At 48.7% G+C, this 13,909-nt stretch carries 12 protein-coding genes; 7 read left to right on the top strand and 5 right to left on the bottom strand.

Annotation, left to right across the window (positions count from 1 at the left end; all coding sequences use genetic code 11):
• Window positions 1-14 precede the first annotated feature (14 nt).
• Complete coding sequence (locus tag B2Q61_RS00475) at window positions 15-332, top strand: TraR/DksA family transcriptional regulator (protein ID WP_290621269.1); 318 nt, start codon at window positions 15-17, stop codon at window positions 330-332.
• Between the two features lie 57 nt (window positions 333-389).
• Here B2Q61_RS00475 and B2Q61_RS00470 read toward each other — a convergent pair whose 3' ends face one another.
• Window positions 390-1,289 (bottom strand): dienelactone hydrolase family protein, encoded by a 900-nt coding sequence (locus B2Q61_RS00470; protein WP_290621268.1) that lies wholly within the window; start codon window positions 1,287-1,289, stop codon window positions 390-392.
• 180 nt (window positions 1,290-1,469) lie between these two features.
• Here B2Q61_RS00470 and B2Q61_RS00465 point away from each other — a divergent pair, with 180 nt between their 5' ends.
• Window positions 1,470-2,435, top strand: coding sequence for a calcium/sodium antiporter (locus B2Q61_RS00465; RefSeq protein WP_290621267.1), 966 nt, complete (start codon window positions 1,470-1,472; stop codon window positions 2,433-2,435).
• Between the two features lie 150 nt (window positions 2,436-2,585).
• Window positions 2,586-5,864 carry a S41 family peptidase gene (locus B2Q61_RS00460; RefSeq protein ID WP_290621266.1) on the top strand — a complete coding sequence of 1,093 codons (3,279 nt, stop codon included), beginning with the start codon at window positions 2,586-2,588 and terminating at the stop codon, window positions 5,862-5,864.
• 53 nt (window positions 5,865-5,917) lie between these two features.
• On the opposite strand, the gene B2Q61_RS00455 is transcribed toward B2Q61_RS00460, so the two are convergent.
• Window positions 5,918-6,340, bottom strand: coding sequence for a VOC family protein (locus B2Q61_RS00455; protein WP_290621265.1), 423 nt, complete (start codon window positions 6,338-6,340; stop codon window positions 5,918-5,920).
• A gap of 252 nt (window positions 6,341-6,592) precedes the next feature.
• On the opposite strand from B2Q61_RS00455, the gene soxR reads away from it, so the two are divergent.
• Window positions 6,593-7,051 carry a redox-sensitive transcriptional activator SoxR gene (gene soxR / locus B2Q61_RS00450; RefSeq protein ID WP_290621264.1) on the top strand — a complete coding sequence of 153 codons (459 nt, stop codon included), beginning with the start codon at window positions 6,593-6,595 and terminating at the stop codon, window positions 7,049-7,051.
• A gap of 237 nt (window positions 7,052-7,288) precedes the next feature.
• Window positions 7,289-8,287: a hypothetical protein gene (locus tag B2Q61_RS00445; RefSeq protein WP_290621263.1), complete on the top strand. Its 999-nt coding sequence runs from the start codon at window positions 7,289-7,291 to the stop codon at window positions 8,285-8,287.
• A 67-nt stretch (window positions 8,288-8,354) separates the two neighbouring features.
• Here B2Q61_RS00445 and B2Q61_RS00440 read toward each other — a convergent pair whose 3' ends face one another.
• Complete coding sequence (locus B2Q61_RS00440) at window positions 8,355-10,511, bottom strand: tetratricopeptide repeat protein (protein ID WP_290621262.1); 2,157 nt, start codon at window positions 10,509-10,511, stop codon at window positions 8,355-8,357.
• A gap of 331 nt (window positions 10,512-10,842) precedes the next feature.
• Here B2Q61_RS00440 and B2Q61_RS00435 point away from each other — a divergent pair, with 331 nt between their 5' ends.
• Window positions 10,843-11,934, top strand: a complete 1,092-nt coding sequence (locus tag B2Q61_RS00435) for a flavin reductase family protein (protein ID WP_290621261.1) — start codon at window positions 10,843-10,845, stop codon at window positions 11,932-11,934.
• Window positions 11,935-11,945: 11 nt separating this feature from the next.
• Window positions 11,946-13,034, top strand: a complete 1,089-nt coding sequence (locus tag B2Q61_RS00430; RefSeq protein ID WP_290621260.1) for a fatty acid desaturase family protein — start codon at window positions 11,946-11,948, stop codon at window positions 13,032-13,034.
• A gap of 42 nt (window positions 13,035-13,076) precedes the next feature.
• On the opposite strand, the gene B2Q61_RS00425 is transcribed toward B2Q61_RS00430, so the two are convergent.
• Window positions 13,077-13,619, bottom strand: a complete 543-nt coding sequence (locus tag B2Q61_RS00425; protein WP_290621259.1) for a DUF4426 domain-containing protein — start codon at window positions 13,617-13,619, stop codon at window positions 13,077-13,079.
• 100 nt (window positions 13,620-13,719) lie between these two features.
• Window positions 13,720-13,902 (bottom strand): Arc family DNA-binding protein, encoded by a 183-nt coding sequence (locus B2Q61_RS00420; RefSeq protein WP_290621258.1) that lies wholly within the window; start codon window positions 13,900-13,902, stop codon window positions 13,720-13,722.
• Between the last annotated feature and the right edge of the window lie 7 nt (window positions 13,903-13,909).

Here is a 13,909-nt window from a genome sequence, read left to right as displayed (position 1 = left end):
AAAGGGGGTTCATCATGCAGATACAACAGTTAAAACATAAATTATTAGTTCACAAAATGCAGTTAGAACGTCAATTGTCTGCTAACCATCACGATTTTCTGCGAAGTGCTGATTCTGCCGAACAAGCCGCTGAGCGAGAAAGCGAACAGATACTAAGCAGTCTGGAACGTAATGCTGCCGAAGAATTAAAGCAAATTGATATTGCACTGCAACGAATGGAGCATGGAGAGTACTTAAATTGTAGCCATTGTGGCGAGGCTATTGGACTGGAACGATTAAATGCCGTGCCCTTCACCACCTTGTGTATCAGCTGCGCCAATACACCCGTGTAGCGCCAGCCTGCCTTTAAGCGACAAGCTGGCTGTTTAAAGGATTACTGGCAGAGCGTGTTAACTCAGGTGTTGCTTAAAGAAGGCTACAGTGCGTTGCCAGGCCAGCTCCGCCATTTCTTCGTTGTAGCGTGCGGTAGAGTCATTGTGAAAGCCATGGTGCGACTCTGGATAGCGGTGTACGGTAAATGTTTTACTATGCTGCTGCAGTAATGCTTCAGCCTCAGGCCACATGGCATTTACTCTGGTATCGAGCTCACCTAACTGCACCAGTAATGGGGCTTTAATATCGGCTATTTTATCGGCAGATGGTGGCGAGCCATAAAACGGTACACCGGCATCGACAATATCTGGCAACTCTGCGGCCAGTAAGCCAGTCATGGCACCACCAAAGCAAAAACCAACCACACCCAGCTTACCGCTGCCGCCATCAAGCTTATTCAGCCACTGCGCTGCCGCTTTTAAATCTGCTATAATTTTTTGACCGTCCATACTGCGCTGCATTTGCCGGCCCTCATCGTCATTACCCGGATAGCCACCCAATGGCCACAGTGCATCGGGGGCAAAAGCAATAAAGCCGGCTTTGGCTAAACGACGGGCAACATCTTTGATATAAGGGTTTAAGCCTCTGTTCTCATGAATAACCAGCACTGTTGGCAGCTTAGCTTCAGCTTTGGCAGGGGTAACCAGATAACCCCGCCCTTCACCATGCCCCTCTGGCGAAGGAAACGTCTGATACGTTGCCATGATATCAGGATCATTAAACGACACTTGTTCAGCCAGCGCGTAGTTTGGCAACAAGCCGCCAAGAATACTTGCTGCGGTCACAGTGCCAATTGCCAGAGAGCCAATAGCCGATAGAAAATCCCGCCGATTTAACATGCCATGGGCATATTTGTCATACAACTCATACGCCTTAGGCGGGATCGCTCCGGATACTACTTTGTTATTCTTATTCATTGTTATTTTCCTGATTAACCGTTCTGCTGAGCAACTACGTCATTCTGTGGCTACGTTCAGTTGTGCTGTAAAGTTTAGTATAACAGCTGAAAAATATTTGCTGCCGGCTCCCTGCGCTAACTGGAAAATAGCGTTGCAACTGATATGCTATGCAACATTATTAGCAACGTGGAAAACCTTATGTTACTTGCAGTGTTAGCGTTAATTTCCGGCCTGGCGTTATTAGTCTGGAGTGCAGATCGGTTTGTTGATGGTGCCGCAGCTACGGCTCGCTTTGGTGGCATGCCACCGTTATTAATTGGCATGCTGGTGGTCGGTTTTGGTACTTCGGCACCGGAAATGGTGGTGTCGGCTATGGCCGCCGCCGATGGCAACCCTGCCCTGGCGCTCGGTAATGCCTATGGCTCTAATATTACCAATATCGCGCTGATAATTGGTTTAGTTGCGCTGATAAGCCCGATAAATGTGCACTCCCAGGTGCTGAAAAAAGAACTGCCTCTGCTTTTGGCCATTACCCTGTTTGCCGGCTGGCAAATGTTTGACCATCAATTAAGCCGGTTAGACGCCTGGTGTTTACTGGCGGTGTTTGCGTTCGTCATGGCCTGGTCAGTCTGGCAAGGCATGCGCAACCCCCAGGATGCCATGGCAGCAGATGTTAATACCGAAATTAATAACAACACCATGACCTTAAAGCAGGCGTTAATATGGCTGGTGCTGGGTCTGGTGCTACTGATTATTGCTTCACGCTTTTTGGTGTATGGCGCCGTGTATATTGCACAAGGCCTGGGGGTGAGTGATTTAGTGATCGGCCTGACTGTGGTGGCTGTTGGTACTTCGTTACCGGAACTGGCCTCGTCGTTAATGGCAATTAAAAAAGGCGAGCACGATATCGCCCTTGGCAATATTATCGGTTCTAACTTGTTCAATACCTTAGCCGTGGTTGGCATTGCTGCATTAATCGAGCCCATGGCAGTTGATCCAGTAGTGCTAACCCGTGATTACACCCTGATGTTTGGTTTAACTGTGGCATTGCTGGTACTTGGTATCGGCATTAAAAAAGCAGGCCGGATTAACCGGCTGGAAGGCGCTTTATTGCTGGCGGTATTTTTTGGCTACACCGGCTATTTAATCACGACGGCATTCTGATCCCCGGTCACAAAATTCTGTGCGATTTAATGCTTGCATTAGTCGCACAGAAAACTCTGCTTACAGTTTTTTGACATCCACAATCGCTACCCTGTGCTATTACTTGTTGGTCAACATTTCGATACCACATTAAAAATGCAGGGAATACTCATGTTTAAACCAAAAAAACTGGCGATGTTATGTTGTATCAGCCTCGGCCTTACCACCACCATAGCCGCTGCTAATAACGGCAGCCGCTTATTGCAGCAACCTGATATTTCGGCTAATCATCTGGCCTTTGTCTATGGCGGTGATATCTGGTTAACCGACCGCAATGGCCAGAACCCACGCCAGCTTACCAGCGATCCGGCCAGTGAATTTGCGCCGTCGTTCTCACCTGACGGTAACTGGATTGCCTTCTCCGCCAGCTATAACAACAACACCGATGTCTATGTGATGCCGGCAACTGGTGGCCCGGCTACCCGGCTGACTTTTCATCCCGCTGCCGATACCGTTAACGGCTGGAGCCCTGATGGCAAAAAAGTCATGTTTGCCTCAAACCGGGAAATTGCTAACAGCCGCAGTAATCAGTTGTATCAGATAAGCGTCGACGGTGGTTACCCGGCGAAGTTAATGGAAGCGGTCGCTTATGAAGGGCAGCTATCTGACAACGGTAATAAACTGGCTTACCGCCCTAATAATATGGCCTACAGCGGCGCCAGTGGCTGGCGTTTGCATCGTGGTGGCAGCACGCCACCGGTCTGGATTATCGATTTAGAAAAACAGCAGCTGGAGAAAATCCCCCACCCTAATGCCAATGAATTTAATCCGTTCTGGCTCGGTGATACGGTGTATTTTTTATCTGACCGGGATAACGTGGCGGTTAACTTGTTTCAGTATCGCGATAAGCAGGTTAAGCAGCTGACCAATAACACCGACTGGGACCTGCGCAGTGCGGCAGGCCACGGCAACAGCATCGTCTATGAAGCCGGTGGCTTTTTGCATCAGTTTGATCTCAGCAGCGGCCAGAGTAAACCAATTACTATCAATATCACCACTCAGTCAGCGCAGAAACGGCCGCAGTGGAAAGATGCCAGTAAAACCTTAACCAGCGCCAGGCTGTCTACCACTGGCCAGCGGGTGGTAGTCAGTGCCCGCGGCGATGTTTTTACCGTGCCGGTAAAAGACGGCAGCACCCGTAACCTGACACAAACCAGCGGCGTACGTGAATTCGACGGCTTATGGAGCCCCGATGGCACGAAAGTGGCCTATATTTCCGATAAGGGCAATAAACATCAGCTGGTATTGGAAAACCAGGATGGCTTAAGTGAGCCGCAAGTATTTGCTTTAGCAGATACAGGCTACTTTAATCTGCTGAGCTTCTCACCCGATGGCAACCTGATTATTTATCATGACAATCATTTAAATCTGTATGCATTTAACCTGAAAACCAAGCGCAGCCAGAAATTGGATACCTCTTTGCGGCGCAACGATTTCAATGTGTCATTCTCACCTGATAGCCGTTACCTGGCCTACACCGTCGCCGCTACTAATTACTTTAGTCAGATCAAGTTATTCGATTTTCAGAATAATAAAACCAGCCAGATCACCGACGGCATGAGTGAAGCAGACGATCCGGTATTTACCCAGGACTATCTGTACTTTACTGCGTCGGTAAATAGCGGCCCATCGCAGGTTGGCCTGGATTTATCCACTCAGGAACGACCGTTACGCAAAGCCATTTATGCTTATGTGCTGGCCAGTGACGGTAAATCGCCGTTGCTGCCGGAAAGTGGCGATGAGCCGACAAAATCCGCTGCCGCCAAAGATGATAAAAAAGACGATAAAAAAGGCAAAGATGAGGATAAGCCGGCGGTAAAACCGGTAAAACTTGACCTGAACGGCCTGCAAAACCGGATTATTGCCCTGCCAATAGCCGAACGCAATTACGACAGTTTAAGCGTTGCTGACGATGGAGCGCTGTTTTATATGGAACGGACCCAGCCAGGCAGTAGCAATGAGCTGCCAGGCAGCGATGGTCGTAACACTGCCACCTTACACCGTTTTGATTTTGAAGAGAAAAAAACCGAAAATGTTAAGCAGGATATTGCCAGTTACGCCTTAAGTGCCGATGGCAAAAAAATCTTAATGGTTAGCATGCCTAATAAGCTGGAAGTGGGTGATGCTAAAGCCAAGCCAGAAGCAAAAGCAGTGTCGTTAGCTGAAGTACGCAGCTTTGTCGACCCGGCTAAAGAATGGCAGCAGATTTTTGATGATGCCTGGCGCATGCAGCAGGAATATTTTTACGATGCCAATATGCATGGTATTAACTGGCAGGCCATTTACGATAAATACCAGCCAATGCTCGCTCATGTTCAGCGCCGGGAAGACTTAAACGACGTGCTGGTGCAAATGATTGCCGAGTTGCAGGTTGGTCATAACCGGATTGGCGGCGGCGATGTCCATCAGGAAGGCAGCAGCAAAGTCGGTTTACTGGGTGCGGATTTTGCAATTAACAACGGCAAATATCAGTTTAAAACGGTTTATACCGGCGATCGCTGGAGCCCGTTTTTAAAGGCGCCGTTAAGTGTACCCGGCGCCAGTGCCAAAGCCGGCGATTATTTACTGGCTGTTAATGGCCGCGAGCTTAGCGCCAGCGACAACGTGTTTGCGCTATTGGATAACACCCAAGGCAAACAAGTGGTACTGAGCATTAGCGATGATGCCCGCGGTAAAAACCAGCGCAACATCACGGTCGAACCGGTGGCCAATGAAAACCAGCTGCGTTTATGGCACTGGGTAGAGCAGAACCGCAAGCTGGTTAACGACAAAACAGACGGCAAAGTCGCCTATGTGTATCTGCCAAATACCGCCGATGGTGGCTTTTACTTCTTTAACCGGATGTTCTTCGCCCAGACCGATAAACCAGCGGTTATTCTGGATGAGCGCAAAAACGGTGGTGGTCAGGCAGCTAACTACATTACCGAAATTCTGGCCCGGCCGTTTTTATCTGGCTGGAAAGACCGCGATGGCCTGATCTTTACCACACCAGGCGCGGGTATTTACGGCCCGAAAACCATGCTGATCGATCAGGACGCCGGCTCGGGTGGCGACTTCCTGCCCTGGGCCTTTAAGCGGCTTAATCTGGGTACCACTATTGGCACCCGCACCTGGGGCGGTTTAATTGGTATTTCCGCCAACCCGCCAATGATTGATGGTGGTTTTCACGTAGTGCCGTTCTTCCGCTTCTATACCCCCGATGGCGAGTGGCGGGTAGAAAACGAAGGCGTGGCACCGGATATCGTGGTCGAGCTCGACCCTATCGCGGTCAATAAAGGCATCGATGTCCAGTTAAACCGGGCTATTGAGCATACCTTAAAAGAGTTGAAAGCCAGTCCGCCAAAAGATCACAGTAAGGCACCGGCTATGCCGACCAAGCTGGGTTTGTAATCTTTAACATCTAGTCAAAAAACCGCTGCCTGGCAGCGGTTTTTTATCCGGTTTTAGCTGTCCTGATTTAAATTCCGTTCGGCCGGGTTATCACTTAAATACTCAATAAACTCCACTTCAAAACCGGCAGGGTCGACAAAATAAATGTTTTTCCGATACGGCTCGTCAGCACCCGTTTTGGCAATGGCATAACCGGCATTATTCAGCCGGGCAATCACCTCATCCAGGTTTTTCGTCACGTAAGCAAAATGAGCAAAACCAACGCTGTGCCCGGTCAGCTCACGGTTGCTGCCCTCACCGTGATCGCTCAGTGCCAGATAGTGATAATCGTCGCCAAAATGCAGCCATTTGCGTGGCTTGCCATACCATTCCCCTTCGCCTTCATCCCGAATGCGCCAATGCGGGAAAGCTGCGCGGTAAAACTGCAGCATGGCATCCATGTCCGATACCACTAGATTCACATGTTCCAGATACATTGTTATCTCCTACTCGTTATGTGTTTTGAATTACTTGTTTTGCGCTACTTGTTTTGCGTTACTTATTTTGCATAGCCCGGTTAAACAACCGGAATAAATGGCATAAAAAACTGCGGCAGCGCGGCAGTTCGTGGTCTGGCGGGTAAGTCATGGCATTTCTCCTTGCATTAATTCGACCGGCAGGTTAAAACCTCAAGCTAAGTTGAGGTAAAGTGTTTTTTAAGGTTGGCGTAAAAAAATTGCGGAGCAGAAATGGCAGAAGCAACCTGGAGTGTCGGGCGGGTGGCAAAACGTTGCGGCGTTAAGGTCAGTACGCTGCACTTTTATGAGCAAAAAGGCCTGATTAAAAGCTGGCGGAATGACGGCAATCAGCGCCGTTACAAACCCGAGGTGCTGCGGCGTATTTCAATCATTAAAGCCGCTCAGAAACTGGGCATTAGCCTGGAAGAAGTAAAGCAGGCCTTTTTGTCGCTGCCGGATAACCGCACCCCCACCACCGAAGACTGGCAATTGCTATCGACTAACTGGCAGCAAATGCTTGATGCCAGAATTAGCTATATGCAGAAGCTGCGCGACCAGCTCACCGGCTGCATTGGTTGTGGTTGCCTGAGCATGAACAGCTGCCCGCTGTATAACCCGGACGATATATTGGCTGCGAAAGGTAACGGCCCGGTACTGTTGGATCAGTCATCAGCACAGCATCAGACTTAGTGTTGCCCTAAGGCAGATACGTCAGGGTCTTTTACAAATTCTATTTTCCCCAAACAATCTAAAGTAGTAAGTGCTTGTATAAAAAGCTTATTACTAATACGGTTTAAATCTTGCTTAGTTTTTAAGCAGCTACCTTAACACCCTTCCTAAAGCAGTACCTGTAGCTTACCCATTCCTGCCATGTTGTAAGTGGTGAGAATAACGCATACGTTGTATCGTTAATGTTAAGGAATATCTATGTCTACAAAACTAAAACTACTTACCCTGCCATTACTAGCGTTGTTTTTATTTGCTCAGTTTGCTGAGGCGGGCCTGGTCAGAACCGGCGGCAGAGGCGATCCCAGCAGCAATTTCTCACAAGCTTTTTACTATGTTGATAACCAGTATTTAAATGAAGTCGGTATTATTGCGTCGGCCTTTGATTTTGACAGCCCCAAAGCAGCCAATAGCATAGTGCGGGCAGTGGGTGGTGGTGGCCGCGGCTTGGGTGCGGTACCCAATGACTGTATTAATGGCTATACCGAGGACGATTTAGATAACTTAGAGCAGGAAATAAGCTTTTTATACGAGGACTTTGATAACGGTTTAATCACTGAAGATGAATTAAATGCCGGCATCGCCGCATTAGAGTTCGCAGTATACGGCGAGCCCTGTGTCTGGGAGTTTGCCCAGGGTGACGCGCTTTCGATGTTTGGCTTTTTCAGCCTGTATTTTGATACACCGGATGTTAGCTACGATGTTAACTGGTTAATTGGCGATATTACCCTACCCGGCGATATTAATACCGCAGGCGATATCGTTGCCCCCGATGGCACTATCAGGGATGGCTGGGTAACCTTAAATACGCCGCCAACCATGGCTTTTGCCCCGGGTGATTATATGGTCTATGTAAGTGTTGGCCTTTCTGCCCCTAATGGCCGGTTTTTCCGGACCAGTAGCGAGCCGGACTATGAAATTGTATTTGAAGAAAAATGTATCGAAAAACCAAACCCTGATTTTGATCCTGATGCAGGGAATGACCCCTTTATTGAGGTATGTGGCTATACCAATGTCGACAGAAATGATTCAGAAGTGAATAACCCAACGATGTCGTTCTTCTCTGATGGTGAAATGCTGCGTATTCTGTCAGCCAGTGACGGCCCGGTTACCCCGGTAAATGCGCCAGGCTCTATTGCGCTGTTGTTAGCAGGCTTATTCACCATGGGCTTAAGAAGACAACGTAAAACCCAAAGCTAATGTTTTTCACCCTGAAATTTTATAAAAAACACAACGGGCAAAAGCCCGTTTTGTTTTTGGGGGGATATTACTCAGTAAACAACCTTTGTGCCTCCTCTTTTTGCCGCGCTAAATCCTGATCCAGAAACTGAATTAACCGCTGAAACTCAGGGTCGCCAGCCAGGCTTGCCAGCAACGGGTCGTACTTAGTCCACCACTCCCGCCAGCCAATATCAATTGCTTTCGCCAGCGCCTGAACAGCCTCGGCTGGTTGACCTTTTAACGCAGCAATCCGTGCTGCCAAATAATGCAGTTCAAAATAGCTTATTGAAGCTTGCAGTTGCTGCTCTAATAAGCTTTGGCATTGTTTAATTAAACTGTGCGCTACAGCTTTATTGCCCAATTCACTCTCAGCCCAGGCCACCTCAATAGCTGGTGAGCAATGCGGCATACCAAACCGCTCTGCCTCGTCAACCAAGCTAAATTGTTCGGTAAATAGTTTTAGCGCCTGCTGTTTATCACCAAACATTGCCTGATACCAGCCAGCCTCAAACTGCAACCAGTAATCATCAGGATTAGTTGCCAATTTAAAGTCCATCCTGGCAAACAATTCGGTAAAATCCCGTTCAAAAATTAGTAAGGTCTCCTGATAAAAATCAGCAGTACTGGCCCAAGCCGGATCATTTGCCATTTGCTTCACAATTTCGGTGAGCCCCAGATTTACCATCGGGCTGATTAATTTATGACCCAAAGTATGGTTTTCAGGCGACTGTTTTATAGCACTTTGCGCTTCAGCAATAGCGCCCACCAAATTACCCTGACTAAAATAAATATCGGCTAAACCCTGATAAGGAAAAGGGGACTGCGGAAAATCCAGTTGCATTTGTTTAAAAATAGCCGCAGCCTCGTCAAAGCGGCCAGCCCGGGTTAGTGCCCAACCTAAATTATAAGTATTGGTCTGAAACAGCGGATCAAGTTGTTCTGCCTGTTGTAATGCCTGCAATGACTCATCAAATCGCTGCAGTAAGTTTAACGCCAGAAACTTCCACATATAAGCAATCGCTAGGCTGGGATTAAGCTCAATCGCTTGATCATAATGAGTGACAGCTTGTTCAAAATCACTCTGAATATAAAATATATGGCCCTCTACTGCATAGGCTTCCGCCAGTTCTGGCTGACGTAGCAACGCTTTATCAATATTTTGCCGGGCTAAACTGGCAGCAATATCAGCACTTATTACCCCTAACTCTGTTTTACCTTCTGCCAATAACACCAGCGTATCCGCCACCCCGACATAACCATTGGCATATTCCGGGTCCAGCGCTACCGCCTGCTCAAATAACTGGCGGGCTTGCTGCATGGACTCAGTGGTTTGTTTGCGGTACTGCTCACGGCCTTTTAAATACAGCACATAGGCATCGGCATTACGGGTACTGGCCAGGGTGTTGAAGCTACCGGCCTCTGCATATTTATCCTGTAGCGTATTGACTACCGAGCGGCCAATTTCCTGTTCTAACTCAGCAACAGCAGTGAGCTCGCGGGCATAACTATTACTCCACAGGGTGCTACCGCTATTAACATCCAGCAATTGCACCCGCACATTTAGCCGCTGACCTGTTGCCTTAACACTGCCGGTCAGCACCGTATCAACCTGCAGGCGCTGACCAATCTGCTGCGCGGTGAAGCCCTGCTCGCTTAAAAACTGGCTGGAGCGCGAGGCAGATACTTTAAAATTGGCAGCACTGCCAAGCAAGCTGGTCATCTCTTCTGCTAAGCCGAGCGCTAAATAGCCCTGATCCTGCGCTGCGCTGTCATCACTAAACGGCAATACCGCAATAGTGCTGGTACCAGCCTGGCTGGCGGCAGTTGCGGCCTGTTGCTTTGCCAGTTGTTGCTGCTTAAGTACGCCATAGTACTCAATGCCAACAAAGCCACTAACAAGCATAACCAACACTAAACCGGCCCATTGACGGCTACCCGGCGCGGCAGCCGGTTTATCTTGCTCGTGACTACTTGCCGTGCGGCTAATGCCGCTAAAACTGATATCACAGTACCAGGCCAGGTAGATAACCAGTGGCAGACAGCACAGTAGCAGCACAAACAGCGCTGAACCCAGCAACGGGTTAAGTGCCAGCGTACTGCTTAACACGGAGATAATCTGTAGCAGTAACCAGCTTAACCCCAGATAAACCAATAATGATTTAATGACCGCACGGCGTTTTAGCTCACTAAGAAAGGTTTTCAAAATAGGACAGACTTTAGAGGCATCGAATATATAAAGCCTAGTCAACAACAGGTATTTACACAACAGACCCAGCCGTGATGGGCCGTGTTTGAGCAGACTTTAACGGCCCTACCATAGGTTACAACCTGCAATTCATTACAAAAATGAACAACTGTTCACTGAATAAATTTTAAATGCCACTTCAATGAGACAGTTTAAGCTGTTTAATTTCAATAAATTAAAACCAATTATGGAAATAAATAATAATTCAAACTGGCCAAACCAGGCATTTTAGTGTACAACTGTGCGCTGAAAATCCCCCCTTAATATCAGCGTATAGTAGATAACGATAGTGAAACTGAATTTATCCCGCCTTTGGCGCGCCTTTTGTTTAATGCTGGCAAACCAGCCATCTTTAACCCTGTACTTGCTGCCGTTAATACAACGGCTATGGCCCGGCTTTTTACCCGGACTTTACCGGGCAAGCCTTTTAAGCCAGCAATGGCAAACACCTGATATGCTGCTGCTCACGCTCAAAGTGTCGGGCCGCTGGCCGGGCTTTGTACCAGGCCAGCATATTGTATTAACCCTTAAGCATAATGGCCGTTACCTGAGCCGACCATTTAGTATTTGTTCGTCGTTGAAGCGGTGGCAAAGCCAGCGGCAAATACAACTTTGCTGCAAAATAAACAGCATGGGCGAATTTACTCCGCTGTTGGCGCAATTACCTGACAACACCTTACTGAATATTAGCCAGGCGCAAGGTAATTTTTACTGGCAACAACCTGCCCTGCCAGCGGTGTTTATTGCTGCTGGCTCTGGCATTACCCCGATAGCGGCGATGCTGCTAAGCCAGCGCCACTGGCTGGCGCCGGTAATTCTGTATTACCGCTGCCGCGGCCCAGAAAATGCGGCGCTGCTAACTGAACTTAACCAGCTTGCGGCCAGCCAGCCGATGTTTACTTTATATCTGTCTGATAGCAGCACAGAACCTGCCGGAAGCTGGCAGCAGCAACTGGCTGGCGATGTGGCCAGCAAGCAATTTTACCTGTGTGGACCTGCCGGGTTTATGCAGCAGACTCGTACCGCACTTTTAAAAAGTGGCGTTACTGCCGGCCATATTCAGCAGGAACAATTTGGCTTAACCATGCCAGCAGTCGTTATTGCTGCCCCGGGAAACCAGCCACTTAGCGGCCACTTTATCAGTGCCGGCATCAGTAAAACGGTGTTATTAAACGCTCAGCAAAGCCTGCTGCAAAACGCTGAAGAGCATGGCCTTAACGCCCGCTTTGGTTGCAGGATGGGCGTATGTTTTCAGTGTGTGTGCGACAAAGTATCCGGCCAGGTGCGCGATATCCGAAGCGGCGCCTTAAGTGGCCATGGCGTTGAGCAAATTCAGCTGTGTGTCAGCCAGCCGGTAACCGAACTTGTGATTAAGCTGTAAGGGGAACCTAAATGAAACTAACTACTGAGCAATTTAACGCCCTTGCGCACGAACTCGACAGCGTAAAACAGCAGGTACAGCAGCAACTGGGCGATGCCGATGCGCGTTATATCCGCCGGGTGTTGCTGGTACAGCGCTTAAGCGCCTTAAGCGGTCGGGTATTAATGGTTTTGGGCTTTATTACACCGTGGCTGTGGCTGTTTGGCGTGTTGCTACTGGCCCTGGCGAAAATTCTCGACAATATGGAAATTGGCCATAATGTGCTGCACGGTCAGTATGACTGGCTGAATGATCCGGTACTGCATTCCAGACGCTTTGAATGGGATATTGCCTGTGATGCCGGCTCGTGGCAACGTACTCACAACTTTGAACACCATACTTATACCAATATTATTGGCAAAGATCGTGATTTTGGTTATGGCCTGCTGCGCTTAAGCAACGATTTTCGCTGGCGGCTGCGTAACCTGTGGCAAGGCGGCACTTACCTTGTGCTCAGCATGTTGTTTCAGTGGGGGGTGTCCTATCACGAGCTGGCGGCACAACGGGTGTTTGCTGGTAAGAAAAAAACCGATCGCCACTCGCAGGTAACCGATCGTGAACTGAAACAAGCCTTTTTTGGTAAGGGCGCCCGCCAGTTGGTTAAAGACTATCTGTTTTTCCCGCTGATTGCCGGGCCAATGTGGCTGTGGGTATTAACGGGTAATTTGCTGGCTAATTTGATCCGTAATTTATGGACCTCAACCGTTATTTTCTGCGGCCATTTTACCAAAGACGTGCATGTATTTACCGCAGCAGAGTGCGAAGGTGAAAGCCGGGGCCAGTGGTATTACCGGCAGATGCTGGGCTCTTCTAATTTTACCGGCCCAACCTGGCTGCATATTTTAACCGGCCATTTAAGCTGCCAGATTGAACACCACTTATTCCCGGATATCCCAGCAAGACATTACCCGGCGATGGCACAGCAGGTACAGGCTATTGCTGCAAAGTATGGTATCAGCTACAACAGCGGTAGTTTTCTGCGCCAGTACAGCACGGTGTTCTGGCGCATTATGCGCTACTCGTTGCCAGGCGGAGACACCGCAGTAAAAATATCAACTTAACCAGGCAAACGGCGCGGCTTAAGCTCAGGTAATTAGCAGATTTTACCAGTTAAGCCGTGCTTCAAAGTTCATTTCCAGCATCTGCTCGGTTTCTGCTGGCTGTGCTGTTACCTTCAGCTGGAAAATACGCTGCGAGCTGGCATCCAGTGTGCCGTAGTAAGAAATATAACCGTCCGTGTCTGCTGCGCGCATTTCAATTACCTGAGTATGCCCCAGCAGATTTTCGTGCTCAACATGGACAGTTGCGTTAACTGTAGCGTCCTGGCGAGGCTCACTATTATCGAGAATTACCAGATTCAGCAGCGCAAGATCTGGATTAACCTCAATGCCATACTTATCGGTCATATTCTCATTTAATACATCAGCACGGGTAATATTGGCACGCAAGGTATAGCGATCAAATTCCATAACATGCCCTAAGGGCTTATCAGGAACCACCACCTCTGCGTTATTAGCAGGATCGGTTGTCGGGGTTACGTCCCGGGCAGGACGCTCACACCCCGTTAGTAAACCAGTAAAGATCAGCAAAACCAGGCCAAGTTTGAACGAAAAAACTGATAAGCTAATGTTTAATTGCGTATTCATCTGTCACTCCTCAGGGCTAACAGCAAACAAAGCGTTTAATTAACTTCTTATACCGTTACATACCCTAAGCATAGCTGAACGTTTGGCAAACTGCCGACGGTTACTCAGCTTTATCGTCTGGGTTACCGGCTGATTTTGAAGGAAGCCGCCCCGCCTTACGCAGGGCGTCATGCAGTAAATATTCTATCTGGCCGTTAACACTTCTGAATTCATCATCCGCCCAGCGCTGCAAGGCGCTGAGCATTTTGTCATCCAGCCGTAAGGCAAAGGCTTTTTTAGCCACACCCGCC

Source organism: Arsukibacterium sp. UBA5043 (assembly GCA_002415085.1).
Classification (GTDB): domain Bacteria; phylum Pseudomonadota; class Gammaproteobacteria; order Enterobacterales; family Alteromonadaceae; genus Alishewanella.
Note: the sequence above shows the minus strand (reverse complement) of the source record. Positions and strands in the feature narration are given on the sequence as shown.

Bases quoted from the DNA above. Each gene is read 5' to 3' on its own strand.
- B2Q61_RS00430 (WP_290621260.1), top strand. From the start codon at position 11,946: ATGAAACTAACTACTGAGCAATTTAACGCCCTTGCGCACGAACTCGAC.
- B2Q61_RS00465 (WP_290621267.1), top strand. From the start codon at position 1,470: ATGTTACTTGCAGTGTTAGCGTTAATTTCCGGCCTGGCGTTATTAGTC.
- B2Q61_RS00445 (WP_290621263.1), top strand. From the start codon at position 7,289: ATGTCTACAAAACTAAAACTACTTACCCTGCCATTACTAGCGTTGTTT.
- B2Q61_RS00470 (WP_290621268.1), bottom strand. From the start codon at position 1,289: ATGAATAAGAATAACAAAGTAGTATCCGGAGCGATCCCGCCTAAGGCG.
- B2Q61_RS00425 (WP_290621259.1), bottom strand. From the start codon at position 13,619: ATGAATACGCAATTAAACATTAGCTTATCAGTTTTTTCGTTCAAACTT.
- soxR (WP_290621264.1), top strand. From the start codon at position 6,593: ATGGCAGAAGCAACCTGGAGTGTCGGGCGGGTGGCAAAACGTTGCGGC.
- B2Q61_RS00475 (WP_290621269.1), top strand. From the start codon at position 15: ATGCAGATACAACAGTTAAAACATAAATTATTAGTTCACAAAATGCAG.
- B2Q61_RS00460 (WP_290621266.1), top strand. From the start codon at position 2,586: ATGTTTAAACCAAAAAAACTGGCGATGTTATGTTGTATCAGCCTCGGC.
- B2Q61_RS00455 (WP_290621265.1), bottom strand. From the start codon at position 6,340: ATGTATCTGGAACATGTGAATCTAGTGGTATCGGACATGGATGCCATG.